Source organism: Jeongeupia sp. USM3 (assembly GCF_001808185.1).
Classification (GTDB): domain Bacteria; phylum Pseudomonadota; class Gammaproteobacteria; order Burkholderiales; family Chitinibacteraceae; genus Jeongeupia.
Genome location: NZ_CP017668.1, coordinates 3,104,984 through 3,118,821, shown reverse-complemented (window position 1 = coordinate 3,118,821; position 13,838 = coordinate 3,104,984). Strand labels below are relative to the sequence as shown.

General features: G+C 60.8%; 14 protein-coding genes and 1 pseudogene. 10 read left to right on the top strand and 5 right to left on the bottom strand.

What is annotated here, in order from left to right; translation table 11 throughout:
• Nucleotides 1-146: 146 nt before the first annotated feature.
• Nucleotides 147-716 carry a hypothetical protein gene (locus BJP62_RS18140; protein ID WP_083300943.1) on the bottom strand — a complete coding sequence of 190 codons (570 nt, stop codon included), beginning with the start codon at nt 714-716 and terminating at the stop codon, nt 147-149.
• Nucleotides 717-1,538, bottom strand: a complete 822-nt coding sequence (locus BJP62_RS18510) for a hypothetical protein (RefSeq protein ID WP_145927217.1) — start codon at nt 1,536-1,538, stop codon at nt 717-719.
• Nucleotides 1,539-2,416: 878 nt separating this feature from the next.
• Here BJP62_RS18510 and BJP62_RS14775 point away from each other — a divergent pair.
• The 10 genes from BJP62_RS14775 (at nt 2,417) to BJP62_RS14740 (ending at nt 11,389) form a co-directional block, all read left to right on the top strand.
• Entirely contained in the window at nt 2,417-3,235 is an 819-nt protein-coding gene (locus tag BJP62_RS14775) for a hypothetical protein (protein ID WP_070530805.1), read from the top strand.
• Nucleotides 3,236-3,390: 155 nt separating this feature from the next.
• Entirely contained in the window at nt 3,391-3,594 is a 204-nt protein-coding gene (locus tag BJP62_RS18135) for a helix-turn-helix domain-containing protein (protein WP_083300942.1), read from the top strand.
• Nucleotides 3,591-3,860 carry an AlpA family transcriptional regulator gene (locus BJP62_RS14770; protein ID WP_070530804.1) on the top strand — a complete coding sequence of 90 codons (270 nt, stop codon included), beginning with the start codon at nt 3,591-3,593 and terminating at the stop codon, nt 3,858-3,860. The genes BJP62_RS18135 and BJP62_RS14770 overlap by 4 nt, the downstream gene beginning before the upstream one ends.
• Nucleotides 3,847-4,059: a hypothetical protein gene (locus tag BJP62_RS14765; RefSeq protein WP_070530802.1), complete on the top strand. Its 213-nt coding sequence runs from the start codon at nt 3,847-3,849 to the stop codon at nt 4,057-4,059. Before BJP62_RS14770 ends, BJP62_RS14765 begins: the two co-directional genes overlap by 14 nt.
• 459 nt (nt 4,060-4,518) lie before the next feature.
• Nucleotides 4,519-5,229 (top strand): hypothetical protein, encoded by a 711-nt coding sequence (locus tag BJP62_RS18505; RefSeq protein WP_070530800.1) that lies wholly within the window; start codon nt 4,519-4,521, stop codon nt 5,227-5,229.
• Entirely contained in the window at nt 5,222-5,365 is a 144-nt protein-coding gene (locus BJP62_RS18735) for a hypothetical protein (protein ID WP_168163842.1), read from the top strand. Before BJP62_RS18505 ends, BJP62_RS18735 begins: the two co-directional genes overlap by 8 nt.
• A gap of 74 nt (nt 5,366-5,439) precedes the next feature.
• Nucleotides 5,440-6,438 carry a toprim domain-containing protein gene (locus BJP62_RS14755; protein ID WP_070532790.1) on the top strand — a complete coding sequence of 333 codons (999 nt, stop codon included), beginning with the start codon at nt 5,440-5,442 and terminating at the stop codon, nt 6,436-6,438.
• The gene (locus BJP62_RS14750; RefSeq protein ID WP_070530798.1) at nt 6,435-8,273 is read left to right on the top strand and encodes a DUF927 domain-containing protein; all 1,839 of its coding nucleotides are present in this window, start codon (nt 6,435-6,437) and stop codon (nt 8,271-8,273) included. Before BJP62_RS14755 ends, BJP62_RS14750 begins: the two co-directional genes overlap by 4 nt.
• Nucleotides 8,263-8,826 (top strand): hypothetical protein, encoded by a 564-nt coding sequence (locus BJP62_RS14745; RefSeq protein WP_145927111.1) that lies wholly within the window; start codon nt 8,263-8,265, stop codon nt 8,824-8,826. The genes BJP62_RS14750 and BJP62_RS14745 overlap by 11 nt, the downstream gene beginning before the upstream one ends.
• A gap of 1,108 nt (nt 8,827-9,934) precedes the next feature.
• On the top strand, nt 9,935-11,389 hold the full coding sequence (locus BJP62_RS14740; protein WP_070530796.1) for a hypothetical protein: 1,455 nt from the start codon (nt 9,935-9,937) through the stop codon (nt 11,387-11,389).
• Nucleotides 11,390-11,464: 75 nt separating this feature from the next.
• Here the strand turns inward: BJP62_RS14740 and speG are convergent, their stop codons facing one another.
• The 3 genes and pseudogenes from speG to BJP62_RS14725 all read right to left on the bottom strand — a co-directional run.
• Nucleotides 11,465-11,995, bottom strand: a complete 531-nt coding sequence (gene speG, locus BJP62_RS14735; protein WP_205700910.1) for a spermidine N1-acetyltransferase — start codon at nt 11,993-11,995, stop codon at nt 11,465-11,467.
• Between the two features lie 11 nt (nt 11,996-12,006).
• Nucleotides 12,007-12,447: a PACE efflux transporter gene (locus BJP62_RS14730; protein ID WP_070530793.1), complete on the bottom strand. Its 441-nt coding sequence runs from the start codon at nt 12,445-12,447 to the stop codon at nt 12,007-12,009.
• Between the two features lie 205 nt (nt 12,448-12,652).
• A pseudogene (locus tag BJP62_RS14725) lies at nt 12,653-13,786 on the bottom strand (DUF3999 family protein); the annotation flags it as partial.
• Between the last annotated feature and the right edge of the window lie 52 nt (nt 13,787-13,838).

Genomic DNA, 13,838 nt, shown 5'->3' with positions numbered 1-13,838 from the left:
ATTGTCTTTCCTTATTTGACTGGCACTCAAAATGCTAAGTATATACAAGCATCCACTTTAAACCCTTAACACTCCTGCGCCTTATAAGCAGCGAGCAGCAAAACCATCAAGCCAGCCATGTAACACATAGCCATACACGCCGCAAATCACAGAAACATATCATCCGAAGGGCCATCTACATTTTCATTTAGAAAAATCTGCGCACCATCTGAAAACTCATAAAACAACGCCCAATGCTCTCTTGAAGGATTAATCCCCCTTGAGAAATTACTTCCGTATCTAGCACATAGAGAGTAGTAGCCAAACATATAGAAGGCCACATTCTTTTCGATTTGATTACTCCTAACAAGAAGAGCTATTTCCTCAAAAAAAACAAGCAACTTTCTTTTCTTGTCCCACATTTTTTTATTGGCTAGACGTGCATTATCACCATCAATGAGACACAAGACTTCAAATAAATCTTTGTCGTCAAATAATCGACGATGTTGCGACAGAAAGAACTCGGTTCGCTTGAGGCGTGCGGCTGTTTCCTTGTCACTGGCATCTTTTTCTCGTTGTTCGTTAAGTCGGCGAAGCTCATGATAGATCTTGTAAAGACCAAACGAACCAAAAACAATTGCAGCAACAACCCCAACCGCTTGCCAGTAAACAGCCCATTCCTGCATGGTGCGGCACACGCGTAATACAGGAGTGCAATACTGTTCGGGAAGCGACATTTAGTTGTTTTCTAAAATATCGTGAACGATGTAGCGCTTAACCACCCCCTGAGCGCTAACTATCTTCGTTACCTTGAGGTGCATTTTTCCGGTCTCACCCTCGTTGTGCTCTTGCATAGACTTGAGGGCCAGTCCTCTCACACGCTTGTCGTCAGGATTGGCTAGCTCAAACGAAATTACGCGTCCCTCTTCGTCAGAAAAAAGCCGACCAAATTGACTAAGAACATTTACTCTGGTGATGTTGCCGAGCATGTACTCATGCTGCGTTTGCTCTTCTCGAATACTCACATAATCCAATGTACCAGAGGTCAGCTCCAGAGCATCACCAACTCGCGGACGGTAAAGAAAAGCCTTGATTGTATTGTCGTATGAAATAGCCCTGTGAATTAATTGCATCGGCCCCTCTAGCGCATCTGCTATTTCATAAATAAACAGATCATTACTTTCCGCAATCCTTATTACTTGTGCCGTTTTTGGCTCATAAGAAAACCCAACCGACGCATGCCATGTCCAATTCAGATAATCCCAAAAAGTATTAGCCAGCACTGAATGGCCAATTTTCTGAACTACTTTCTTATCAAACCTAATATCAACTTGCTCTTCAAAACATCCCTTTTTTGACGAGTGAATGAACGCTTTTGCCCCCTGAGCACTTTGGTTCTTCTTTCTAACTTCTTCGTCGTTCGCAAATGAATGGGACACGAGATTTACTGCTCGAGCCAACCCGTAAATAGTATTTGCTGCATCATATACATCAAGTAGTCCATCGTCGGCAATTCCGCCTTCGAGCCGAAGAACTAGACTAACTTCCTTATCGCTCATCCTGGGCAACCCTCAAGTACTAGAGATGTAAAACGTCATAATCATGCCGGACCACGAAGCGGTTTCGACTTAAATAAATCGTTAGATCACCTTGGAAATCAATTCAAACCCAAAGAATTGTGCTGCACAAGAAAAGAAAATGGAGTGCCACGATAAATATATCTTCGCCTTTTGCTTGCCACAGGATAATCGTAATAAACCAGAGAGCCTTTGCAGCCCTTAAGCTTGCTCTCAATTTTTCGCATAAGCCCCCCAATCTCCTCCGAATGGCCAAAGACTCTGCTACCAAGGTGAAAGCCAAACCCAATCAGATCCAAGGCGCGCCACATCCTACCGTCAAATATGGTTGCGTCTATATACGGCGACCTGCCAGAGCCCGGGTGAATTGCTACATCACCAACGACTGCGAATGGGGTCTTATTCGGATGAACAGCACCAGACAGCGTAAGTTGCAAAGGAGGCGACATCGGTAGAGCGTCCTTATTTAGTTGGGGGCTAACATTTACTAGGTTGTCCCACGAACCAATACATAAAATAATGGCGCGAACATCCAGAATGCATTTTAGGTAACTGATCGTATGAACCTTCCTCTCAATCCTTTCCGTCCATTCGCACCAATAATACTGACGCGAGAAACCTTACGCAGCATTCACAAACTGTCAGCTTTTTCATGTTGCGAAGGGGTTACGTTTTGGATGCTTCCGGGCCACGCCATGCCCCTTCTGCTGCACGCTAGGTCGTAGTACATTGGTTTCGCCAAGCCACTTAATCCCCTTTTTCATCAGGCTGCTTTTGCAAACAATCGGCATCCTCCGGCCTTTTCAAACCTGTGCGCCCCTGCGCTTGGCCGGGTGCGTTCGGGGTCAAGGAATCACTGGATGTGGTGCAGCTATGCCGAGGCCATTGCGGCGATGCGACTCCGTTTCTCCCCGGCTCATTACAGTCGGTGGATAGACCAAGGGTTCGAGTGCGGTCTGGCCCCGCTCGGTGCCAAGCTCAAGCGGGCATTGGTCGAGTCCACCGGTGTGCCGCTGGACGCGCATCGGCAGCCGGTGGATCCGCTGGCGTTCGAGCCCGTCTGGGCGGCGAGCTGGGATTCGTTGCAGCAGTTGGCTGCGGAAGTCGACGCCGCTTGGGCTGCGCACAGGGCGGCGTGCGAGCGGGAAGACCGGGAGGACCTGCTCGATTTTGATGAACAGGATCCCGACGGCCGGATGATGCTAGTGGACTACCTGCATATGCGGGCGGCATCAGGGAGCCGCTTGGCACAGTTGACCGCAGCCGAGTTTTATCTGCTCGTACTGGCCTGCCTGTTGCACGATACCGAGCATTGGCGGGCCTGCGTTGAAATCGATGCGGCACTGGCCCACATTGCGCTGGCTGCACGGATGGTCGAATCCAGCGGGGCTGTGACGCTGGTCGAGGAGGCCCGTCTCAGTGCCGCCCGTGCCGGCGGTGCAAAACGGCATGATGCGGCCCGTCCGCTGACCGACTGGTTGCGCGAGACCGTCCACAGCCGGCATGCCCAGACGCCCTATGTCACGCAGGTGGAAGCGGCCAAGGATCTGGAACCGGATGCCGTCGCCAAAGCCCGGGAACTCGGTCTGGGGCCCGGCCATTTCAGTTACCACGACAGCCTCGGCTGGGTAACGCGGGCACTGGCCCGTCTCGGTTTCAGCCCCCGGCGCAGGGCGTAGATCCTTCGCCGGCGCAAGCCGGTTTGCTCATCCAGCCGGCTGCCTTACCAATCCAGCCGGCTGCCTTCCTCATCCAGCCGGCTGGCTGCTTTTGGGCCTTGTAGCCAACTTCTATCATCCGCTCCCCACTTAGCCGAGTCCGGAGTGTGCCCCTGATGTCCATCCCCTTCCAACCAGTTGAAGTACCGCCGGCTCACGCAGCACCGCTGCTGCGTGTGACCGAAACCACGCTGGCCACGTGGCGTTGCCGTGGCGGCGGTCCGGCCTACATCAAGCGCGGTGGCCGGGTGTTGTACCGCCTTGCCGATCTGCAGGCCTTCATGGCGACGCGCAGCAACCAACCGGGAGGTCAAGCATGACGACTTGTGCATCCTTTCCGGCCGTGGCGACCGTCACGCCGGCCAAGACGGCTACGCCCGTCGATTACCTGCTGCGGCTGCAGGCGCTGCGTCAACAGGTCGGGCTGTCGCGCAGTTCGATCTACGCCGCCATTGCTGCCGGCACCTTCCCGAAGCCGGTCCGGCTCGGTGGCAACAGTGTTGCCTGGCTGCAGAGTGAAGTGTCGGCATGGGTCTCCGAACGCATTGCGGAACGCGATCAGGAGGTGACCCGTGAACGTGCATGAACTGAAGTCGCGACTGTCACCCGCGGCGTGTCCGGACATTGCTACGCTCGAAACACTGGTCCGGACGGAATACGCCTTCCGGGCGGCGCGGCTGTTGACCAAGGGCGATGACATGCGGGCGATGTGGATGGTGTCGCTCTGTTCGATTCTCCGTCAGCGCGACTCGGCCGGATCGGCCGGCCGTGGGGGGCAGTCATGAACCATGTTCGACGAATTACCGATCGCGCCACCCTTGCCGGCGGCGCAGTGCCGGCGCACAATGACTGGGTCGTGTTCAATAGCGCGGCCGGGATTGGCGTCCCGAATGCACAGGCGGATATCCGCCGGAATCTAGGCGGCTTTTTTACGTCCGTACACCGCTACCGGTGCGTCCAGTTTATGGCGGGCCGTAGTGGGGGAGCCGCAAGGCTCACCGGTTCCCTGTGCACCGGCACGCCAACCCCGCTACTGGCCTGCCACCCTCAATTGGCGTTGAGCGGCAGGCTTCAATTAGCACAGGAGTCTTGCCCGATGGCCTCATCCGCCCTTCGTGCGTTCACCACGCACGCCTTTACCGCGCTCACCGCTGTTCTTGTTTACGCCCGTTGCCCCGTGTTGGCCTCACTTGCCTGCATTGCCGGCCTGCTTTGTTACGGCATTGCTCATCGTGGAGGTGTCCATGACTGAACGGCACAATCCCGCATCGCTGGCACAGCTGCGTGCCTTCACCGACGTGTCCGAGCTGGCGAGGGAGACGATGGATCAACTGGTCGAGTTGTTACTCGCCCTCGAAGCACTGCCTGACCAAGCGGGCCGGCAGATGCGCAGCATTGCGCGTTCGGCTCGCTGCGAACTGCAGCTGATGCACGCTGAGGTGGATGGAGTGCTGGGGACGCAGGGCACAAACTCAGCCGGGCCAAGTGGTATCGCCTTGGCCCTGCGAACCGAGCAGGATGTATTGCAGCGGTTGCCGATGGTCACATTGGGTGAGCTGCACAACCCGCTGTACCGCCACTTTGCCGAATGGCAGGCGCAGCAGTGGGAGGTGACTGGCGAGCATGCGTCAGTCCGGCTGCTGGCGTCGGTGCTGCAGGCACTGGAGCGCTTCCGTTCGGGTCAGGGGCTGCATTCGAGCGCCATTCCGCTGGCCGCGCTGACCGATCTGTCGTCACAGGCCGGCGAGGCGCTGGACGAGTTGCAGGGCGTGCTCAATGTGTTTGAGCTGTTGCCAGATACGGCCGGTGAACAGATGCAGGTACTGGCCCGGCTGGCGAGCCGGCAGACCGGAAGCCGGATCGATCAGCTCGATTGCGAGTACCACGCCGTGGTCGATCTGGCGCAACTGGCCGAGCGTCGTATTCCGCACGCGCAGGCGGTGCTCCATGCGTAAACCGACCCGCAACACCGCACTGCTGAGCCGCGCCACCCGTGACCGGATTGCCGCCGCGCTGGCCGGCCTGAAACAGGCCCGCCCGGCCCGACCGCAACGCGCCGGTGCGCGTTCGTCCCGCCCTTCCCGCTTCTAAGTCCTTCAGGAATCCTTCTCATGACAACGACCTCGATCGAGGCCGGCAGGCCCGGCTACGCCCAAAATACCCGTTTGGACCTTCAACACCTCAAATCACTGGCCCGGGATCGCTGGCCGGCGCTGCTGCAGGCGGCCGGGATCGATGCGGCCTTTCTGCGCAAGAAACATGGGCCCTGCCCGGTTTGCGGCGGCAAGGACCGCTTCCGGTTTACCGACCGCGACGGGCGCGGCTGCTTCGTCTGCAACCACCACCGTCCCGATGGTGGCGACGGTTTCCAGCTGCTGGCCGACTGGCTGCGTTGCGACTTCCTTGGTGCGGCGCGCTGGGTGGCCGATCATTTCGGCGGTAATACGGTGGCCGCAGCAGTCGATCCGGCCGAGCTGGCCCGGCGTGCTGAGCGGGAACAGGCCGAACAACAACGGCTGTGGGCCAAGGCCCGGGCCCGCAATGCCGCCTTGTGGCAGGAGGCGCAGCCGGTCGATGCCGATTCGCCGGCCGGCTTGTATCTGGCAGGACGGGGACTGGTGCTTGATCACTATCCCAAGGCACTGCGGTTTCACCCGGCCTTGCCGTACTGGCATCAGGAAAATGGCGAGCCGGTACTGTTGGGTTACTTCCCAGCGCTGCTCGCGGCGGTGCAGGCCGCCGACGGCACACCGGTCGCCTTGCACAAGACCTATCTCGATGCCGACGGCCACAAGGCAGACGTGCCGAGCGTGAAGAAGTGGAGCAGTCCGAGCGGGACTACCCGGGGTGCGACGGTGCGGCTGTATCCGGCCGGGCCGCAACTGGCGATCACCGAAGGGATCGAGACGGCACTGGCCGTGCATTGCGCCAACGGCCTGCCGGTGTGGGCCGGGCTGTCAGCGTACGGCATGGCGCAGGCGGTGCTGCCGGCCGACGCGGTCGAGGTGTTCGTCTTCGCCGACCATGACGACAACGGCACCGGTCAGCAGGCGGCCGATACCCTCGCCGGCAGGCTGTTGGCCGAGGGCCGTACGGTGCGGGTGCTGCTGCCATCGTCACCCGGGCGGGACTGGCTCGACGTGCTGGAGGGAGGTCGGGCATGAGTGACGATCTGGCAGTACTGATGGATCCGGCTGCAATCGTCCCGCTGGGAAGCACAGCAAACGACAAACCCAAGGCCAAGACGAAATCCAAATCCGCCGCCGGTTTCGAACGCTTCCGCAGCAAGACCGATGGCGTCTGGTACCGGCCCGATGAAGATACCGAGCCGCGCAAGCTGTGCGGGCCGTTGCAGATCGTCGCGCAGGTGCGGCATCTGGACGGCAGTGGCTGGGCGGTGCTGGTGCAGCTGGCCGATCTGGACGGCACATCCAAGGCGCACCTGATCCCCCGAGCGAAGCTGTTGTCGGACCAGTCAACCAAGGTGCTGGAAGAACTGGCCGAGAAGGGACTGTGGTTCTCGTATGCGGCCGATCTGAAGAAACTGATGTTGCAGTACCTGCAGACCGGCATCGATGCGCCCCGGGCACGACTGGTGCCGCGCACCGGCTGGCAGGGTCCGGCCTTCGTGTTGCCGGAGCGGGTGATCGGTGACGGCGGCGAGCTGCTGGTCTATCACGGCGGCGCCTGTGCCGAGCTGGTCTCTGCCGGGACGCTGGAAGGTTGGCAGGACGGGGTTGGTCGTTTCGCGGTCGGCAATCCCTTACTGGCGTTGACGTTATCGGCTGCACTGGCCGGACCGTTGATGGCCTTCTTCGGCATGGACTCGGGCGGTTTCCATCTGGCCGGGCCGTCGAAGAACGGCAAGAGCGTGGCCTGCCGCGCGGCGGCGTCGGTGTTCGGTGCGCCACCGCGTTACGAGAAGTCGTGGCAGACCACGGCGTCGGGGGCCGAAGCGCAGCTCGAAGCCCACAACGATCTGCCGCTGATCCTCGACGAGATCGGCCGGGCCAAGGCGTCGGATGTGGCGGCGGTGGTGTACATGCTGAGCCAGGGTCAGGGCAAAAGCCGCAGTCGCGCCGATGGCGGTTTACGGGCGATGACACGCTGGCGCTGTTTCGTGCTCTCGAACGGTGAACACTCGGTCGCCGACTACCTGAAGATGCACGGGGTACCGGTGAATGCCGGCCAGTTGGCGCGCTTGCTGCACGTGAGTGCCGAACGCTCACACGGGGCCTTTGATGATCTGCACGGCTTTGCCGATCACCCGGCACTGTGCTCGGCGATCGCCAAGGCCGCCGACCAGCATCATGGCGTGGTCGGGCTGGCGTGGCTGGAACAACTGGCCGGTCTCGATCACGACCTGTTGCGGCAGCAGCTGGCCAAGGCCCAGAGTGCGTTTGCTGCTTCGTTCGTGCCTTCCGGAGCCTCGGGTCAGGCGAGGCATGCAGCGAACTACTTCGCCCTCGCCGCCTTTGCCGGTGAAACCGCGACGGCAGCCGGGCTGACCGGCTGGCCGGCGCAGACCGCGTGGCAAGCGGCCGGGCTGTTGTATACGGCTTGGCTAAAGCAGCGCGGTGGTGCCGGCAACGAGGAAGACCGGCAGATCCTGCGGCAGGTGCGGCTGTTCTTCGAACAGCACGGCGAAGCACGCTTCACCCGCTGGGACCGGGAGGACGCGGTCATCGACGAGCACGGTCCGAAGACACTGGCGCGTTGCGGCTTCCGCAAGACCGAACTGATCTGTGAATCCGGCAAGGCCAGTGGCAGCCAGCACAGCGAGACCACCTACTACGTGCTGCCCAATTCCTGGGCCAGCGAAGTGCTCAAGGGGCTGGATCTGAAACGCGCGAACCGGCTGTTGCTCGCACTGGGCGTGCTGTTGCCGGGCAACGGCAACAAGGCCTCGAAGACCGAACGACTGCCCGGCATGGGCTCGCCAAGGGTCTACGTCGTGCTGCCGACACTGTGGCAGACCGGGGGCGATGATGACATCTGAACAAGGTAGTTTCTTCAACTGGATCAAAGGGTTGGATTCGATTACACCCTTGCCCGGCCCTGGTGAAGGCGTGACACCTGTGACACGTGCCGACACCCCCGGTGTCACGACAAAAACCCTTATGAATCAACGTTGTGACACCTGTGACACGTGTGACACCACGAAATCGACGGAGTCGGGGGAAGGCCTGCTGAGGACAGGCTCGCAGAACACCCTTCGCGCCGCCGATTTGACGAAAGAGGACTGGGGTTTGTGGCGGGAGATCACCGGACAGGTCGCCGACCATTACGATGCCACCGACACCGAAACAGCGGGCCTGATGCAGCAACTGGCAGGACAGGATCCGGACTTCCTGACCCTGTTGCTGGACGAAGCCCGACGTCATGCCCTGCCGGTGACCGCGCGCTTCGAGTTCTGGCAACTGGCCTGCCCCGGCCACGCTCTCCTGCGCGTCGTCACGCCGACGCACAGCGGCTTCATCGCCCTCCCCGCCGACTGCCCCGGCGCCCTCCTCTACCATCAGGCCACCGCCACCCTGTCCCCGATGCCTTGAGGGACGTGGGTCCTTCCGGATGGGGTGGCCCTCACGGGTAACGTGGCCTCGCAGGTCTGCGGCCTTCCGGTTGCCGGACATTGCTTAACAGTTAACAGACTTAACAGGGTTAACCGATAGGTTCGGGCAATGGTCTGACCATCACCGGATCAGGGGGGCCATAAAAGGTTGGACCGCTTCCCCCTAGACCGAGTAGTCAGTCGTTTCTGCGGCACACCTGAAAAAACATAGGGGGGGGTCTGAACAGGACCGGAGACCGAAAAAACGGCAGGTGGATGACGTTCGAGTCCTGCAATCCATCGGTCGCAGCCTGTCGGTCCTGCCTGCCGCCGGCGTGCGGTGACTCGACCAGTAAGCCGGAACACTGGCCTAAGCGGTTTCGCAATACCCCCACTTCCGGACACGCAAGCCACCATTCATACACCATATGAATATTGGATACGCCTTAGTCCCGTAGAGGTGTAACGGGTGTCACCTCCTCCCCTTTCGGCTACCCCTGTTCAGCCTCAACAGGAGGGGTACTGAATACTTTTAGGTATACGTTTAGGGATACGGATGAAAATCTAGAAACAACAAATACAGCATTTATGCGGGCTAAGCGTCCCATAGTCGAGTCCGACCCCGGCACCAAGCACAAAAGCTGAAACGCGATCCAAGGATCGCGTTTTTTGCGTTCTGGCCCTCGTGGATCAAGGTACGTTGCCGGCGCAAGCCAACCTCGTGGTTGGCCGAAACAATCGCAAACCCGTTTTGCCGGCAACGCACAGGCAAGAGTGCAAGATGCTTACGCAGTTCACGCTCGACGAAGCGTGCGCTGCATATGGTGAAGACACTGCAGACTCACCACCGAAAAGCATGGTGGCAAAGAGCACGGACTGGCGATCTGCCTGATTTGTCGGCCCAGCCGTGGCTGCGGAAAATTGGCCGTCGGCTTCGACAGGGATGGCCTCTCGAGACCGATGCCGGCTCGTTCAACAAAGCCCCTTCTGATCAAGCCTCGTGTTGTACGGCTGAGACCGGTCATCTCACACCGGCTTAGAGGCCAGACTTGCGGCTTCCCTGACGTCACACGGGCTTTTATCAAATGAAAGTTTGATAAAATCTCCCAATGAAAAATCAGATCAATATCTTTACTTTTTTCCTTGCCTCGGCTTTTTCGGCCGCTGCATTGGCCGATGCCCCGTCGCTTGCCAGCCACGATGCGGTATTCCGTCTCGGTTACGAAACGGTCACGCTGCCGGGCGATGAGCACATGGGGATGGTCGGCGGCACGTATCTGATCGAAACCATCCCCGGCCTGTATGTCGGCCCGGCCGCCTACGGTGCGGTATCGGGGCAGCGTGGCGGTTTTTTCACCGGTGGCTGGGAAACAGCTTGGCGCCAGCCCATTTACGGCCGCTGGCTACTGGAGGCCGGCGTCTATGTCGGCGGTGGTGGCGGCGCAGCGGCGCCGGTGGGTGGCGGGCTGATGCTCCGGCCGCACCTTGACCTGACCTGGGCGTGGGGACGGCAGCGCGCCGGCTTGTCGCTCTCGCAGGTGTATTTTCCGAACGGCGACATCCGCAGCAATCAGCTCGGCGTGGTCTGGTCGCTCGATGATCCGTTCAATTTCACCGCTGCCGCCAATGTCGGCAAATCGTTGATGACCGATCGGCGTGGCGGCGTCGGGTTCGACCGGATCGGCGTGCGGGTGGGCGGGTACCGGCCCAGCGATGGCGACAGGAATATCGGCTTTGCTGGCGTCGATATGCAGCAAGTGCTCGGCCACGGCTGGTTGTGGGGCATCGAGGCCGCCGGCGCAGCCTCGGGCGGCGCGGACGGCTATGCCGAAGTGCTCGGCTATCTCGGCTGGGAAACCCCGGTCGTTGGCAACGCGGTACATCTGGGCGGCAAGCTGGCGCTGGGTGCCGGCGGCGGCGGCGCCATCGACACCGATGGCGGTGTGCTGGCCAAGGCCGCGCTGTTCGGCCGCGTGGCGCTTAGCCGCGACGTCAGCCTGCTGCTGGAAACCGGGCTGGCCGATGCCCCGCAAGGCAGCTTCCGGGCCTACTACGGCAGCGCACAACTGCAACTGGCACTGGACCACCCGGAAACCGGCCGTGCGACGGCCAACCTCGATGGTTGGCGCTGGGGTGCCAGCTTCCAGCGCTATCACGCGGCGCAGCGCCGCACCGGCGAGGCCGAAGCGCTGGATACCATCGGCTTGAGAATCGAGCGCGACCTGGCGCAAGGCCTCTACCTCACCGGCCAGGCGCATAGCGCATTTGCCGGCGATGCCGGAGCCTATTCGGTCGGCCTGTTTGGCGCCGGCTGGCAGCACACATTTGCGTCGAACAAGCTCGTGGCCGGCGCCGAGCTCACCGTCGGCGCTGCCGGCGGCGGCGGGGTCGCCAGCGAGGGCGGCGGCATCACCCAGCCCATGGCATTTCTGGGCTACAACCTCACCCCGGGCTGGCAACTGCGCGCCAGTGCCGGGCGCATCGTCTCGTTCAAGGGCGAGCTGAACTCAACGGTGTACGACCTCAGCCTGATATACCAGTTCGGTTTGCCCAAACGGCCATGACACCTTTGGCCACGCCATGACGCGCCAGTCGGAGGACGCCGCGGCCAAATGCACCGCTGTCGGTATTCAACGGCGTCACGCCTGACAGGCCTTCATGGCGAGGAACTGCGACTGCATCAGGTACATCCGGTACACGTTGTGATAGCGGCCGTTGCTGAAGAACTCCTCGACCAGCTCGGCCTCCTTGATGAAGCCGCACTTTTCATAGATGTGGATCGCCGCCCGGTTCGACACGTCGACGACCAGATACAGCTTGCGCAGGTTGAGCACCGAGAACGCGTAGTTGACCGCCAGCCGGGTCGCGCCGGTCGCGTAACCGCGGCCCTGCGCGCCCGGCGCGATGATGATCAGGAACTCGCCGCGGCGGTGGATGTAGTCGAGCTCGATCAGCTCGACCAGACCGACCGATTCCCCGCTGTCATCGACGGCCACAAAGCGCCGCTCGCGCTGGTCGTGGACGTGCCGGTCATAAAGCTGCGAGAGTTCAGCAAAGGTTTCGTACGGTTCCTCGAACCAGTAACGCATGATCTTGGCGTCGTTGTTCAGCGCATGAACGAAACGCAGGTCGTCGCGTTCGAGCGGGCGCAATCGCAATGTATTCGGCATGGTCATCTCCGTCAGGCCGCCTCGACAGCAGGCGGTGCCGGCTCGGCGACCGGGAACGCCCAGTCGTAAGCCCAGTTGAACACGAAGGCGTAGACGAGATAGAACACGACAATGGCCAGATCCATCACCAGCGCCTGCCACAGGCTGATCTGCAGGTAGAGCGCCATCGCCGGCAGCAGGATCAGCAGCAGGCCGCCTTCGAACAGCAGCGCATGCACGATGCGCAGCCGCAGCGTTTTCCGCGTTGTGCCGGCGTGGCGCAGCATCAGGCGGTCGAAACCGAGGTTGTAGATGTAGTTCCACACCGTGGCGACCAGCGCACTGGCCACGCCGATCACGCCCATCTTGGCGGGCGGCAGATCGAACAGCAGAAAGCCGTAGGGAATCACCAGCAGCACACCAAACACCTCGAACATCAGGGCATGGCGGATGCGGTCGGCGACGTTGCGCACAGTGGTCTCCTTCGTGAAAGAAGGCTCCAGTCTATCCGCTGAAAAATATTGATCCAGTCAGAAACCATCGATTATTCAGATTGGCTCCGGGCACGGTCCGCCTCCGGGCAGAATCGTCCGTCGCCGTGCGGCACCATCGGCAGGCGCAGCAAATGGGCATCACCGATGTGGTCGCCCCCTGCGATGCGCTAACGATGCACTCGGCTCAGTTGCGGACATCGCCATCGGGCAGCGGCGGCTCGCGCAGCAGTTTCCACGCCATGGCGCCAAGCAAAAGCACGGCCAGCAATAGACTGGCCCATAAGCCGACCTTGCGCCAACGATCTGAGTCCGTGACGACACGCGTGACTGAAGCCCGTGCCTGCAGCGGCAAGGCTGCCGCGAGGGTGGCCGAGGCGATCTGCACCGTGCTGCCATCGAGCAGCTCGCCCAACGTCTGCGGCGCAGCACCGGCCTTTTCATAGCCGTAGGCTAGCCAGAAAGGGCCGCCACCACGGGCGACGAAGGTGATCTGTTCGGGTTGCCAGGCTGCGCGCAATTCAGGCATTCCTTTCCCCAGCCCGCCCTGCCGGGTATCGACCACCAGCCGCCAGTAGCGTTTGGGCACACTGCCAAAGCCCTCCACCCGCAAGGACGCTTGCCCGAGCTGACTCAGCTTGCCCTGTGCCAGCGCTTGCCACGGGACCTGTGCCGAATCGCGGCTATACCAGTGTGCAAGTACGACAGTGTTGACTTGGGGAAGGCGGATTTCCAGTCGCTCGAAAGGCGCGCGCTGACCGAGATCGAACAGATATTCGCCGGATTGCCGGCCGGGTGTGGCCCGCTGCCAGTTGCTCCAGCGCAGTGCGGCGTCGGCGTGCCGGAGTTCGCGCCAATGCAGGCTTGCCCGCTGCAGGTGAAAAGGCTTGTCCAGCCAATCCAGTCTCAGATAGCGGGCGCGCTGCCCGGCCAGATTGAGCGTGGTCTGGCCGGGGCCGCTGGCAAGTTTCAGCAGTTCGTGCTGGCCGCCTGCGCGCCAGTCCTGCAGATCGTCGCTCAGCAGCCACTGTACCCGACCGCGATAGCTGTCGTCGCTCAGCTGCAAATGCAGCGCCTGCCACTGCCCGGCCGGCAGCTGGCTGGTGTCGAAGAGCAGTCCAATCGGCTTGTCGGGGACCATTTTCTGCAGTTGCAACCGCCCATCGGCGTCCTGCGTCACCTGCTCCGTCGTCAATGCAGGTACCGCGAAGAACGCCAGCTTCTGCTCGTGTTCCCGGTTGGCAGCCGGTGCAACGCCCGAGACCGCGAACGGCACCGGTTCGCCTGCGGCGTTGAAAACACCGAGATCGCGCAGGCCAGCTTGACGACTAACTGTGAAGGTTCAATAGGTTGTTTCGGGTGTTCACCCGGAG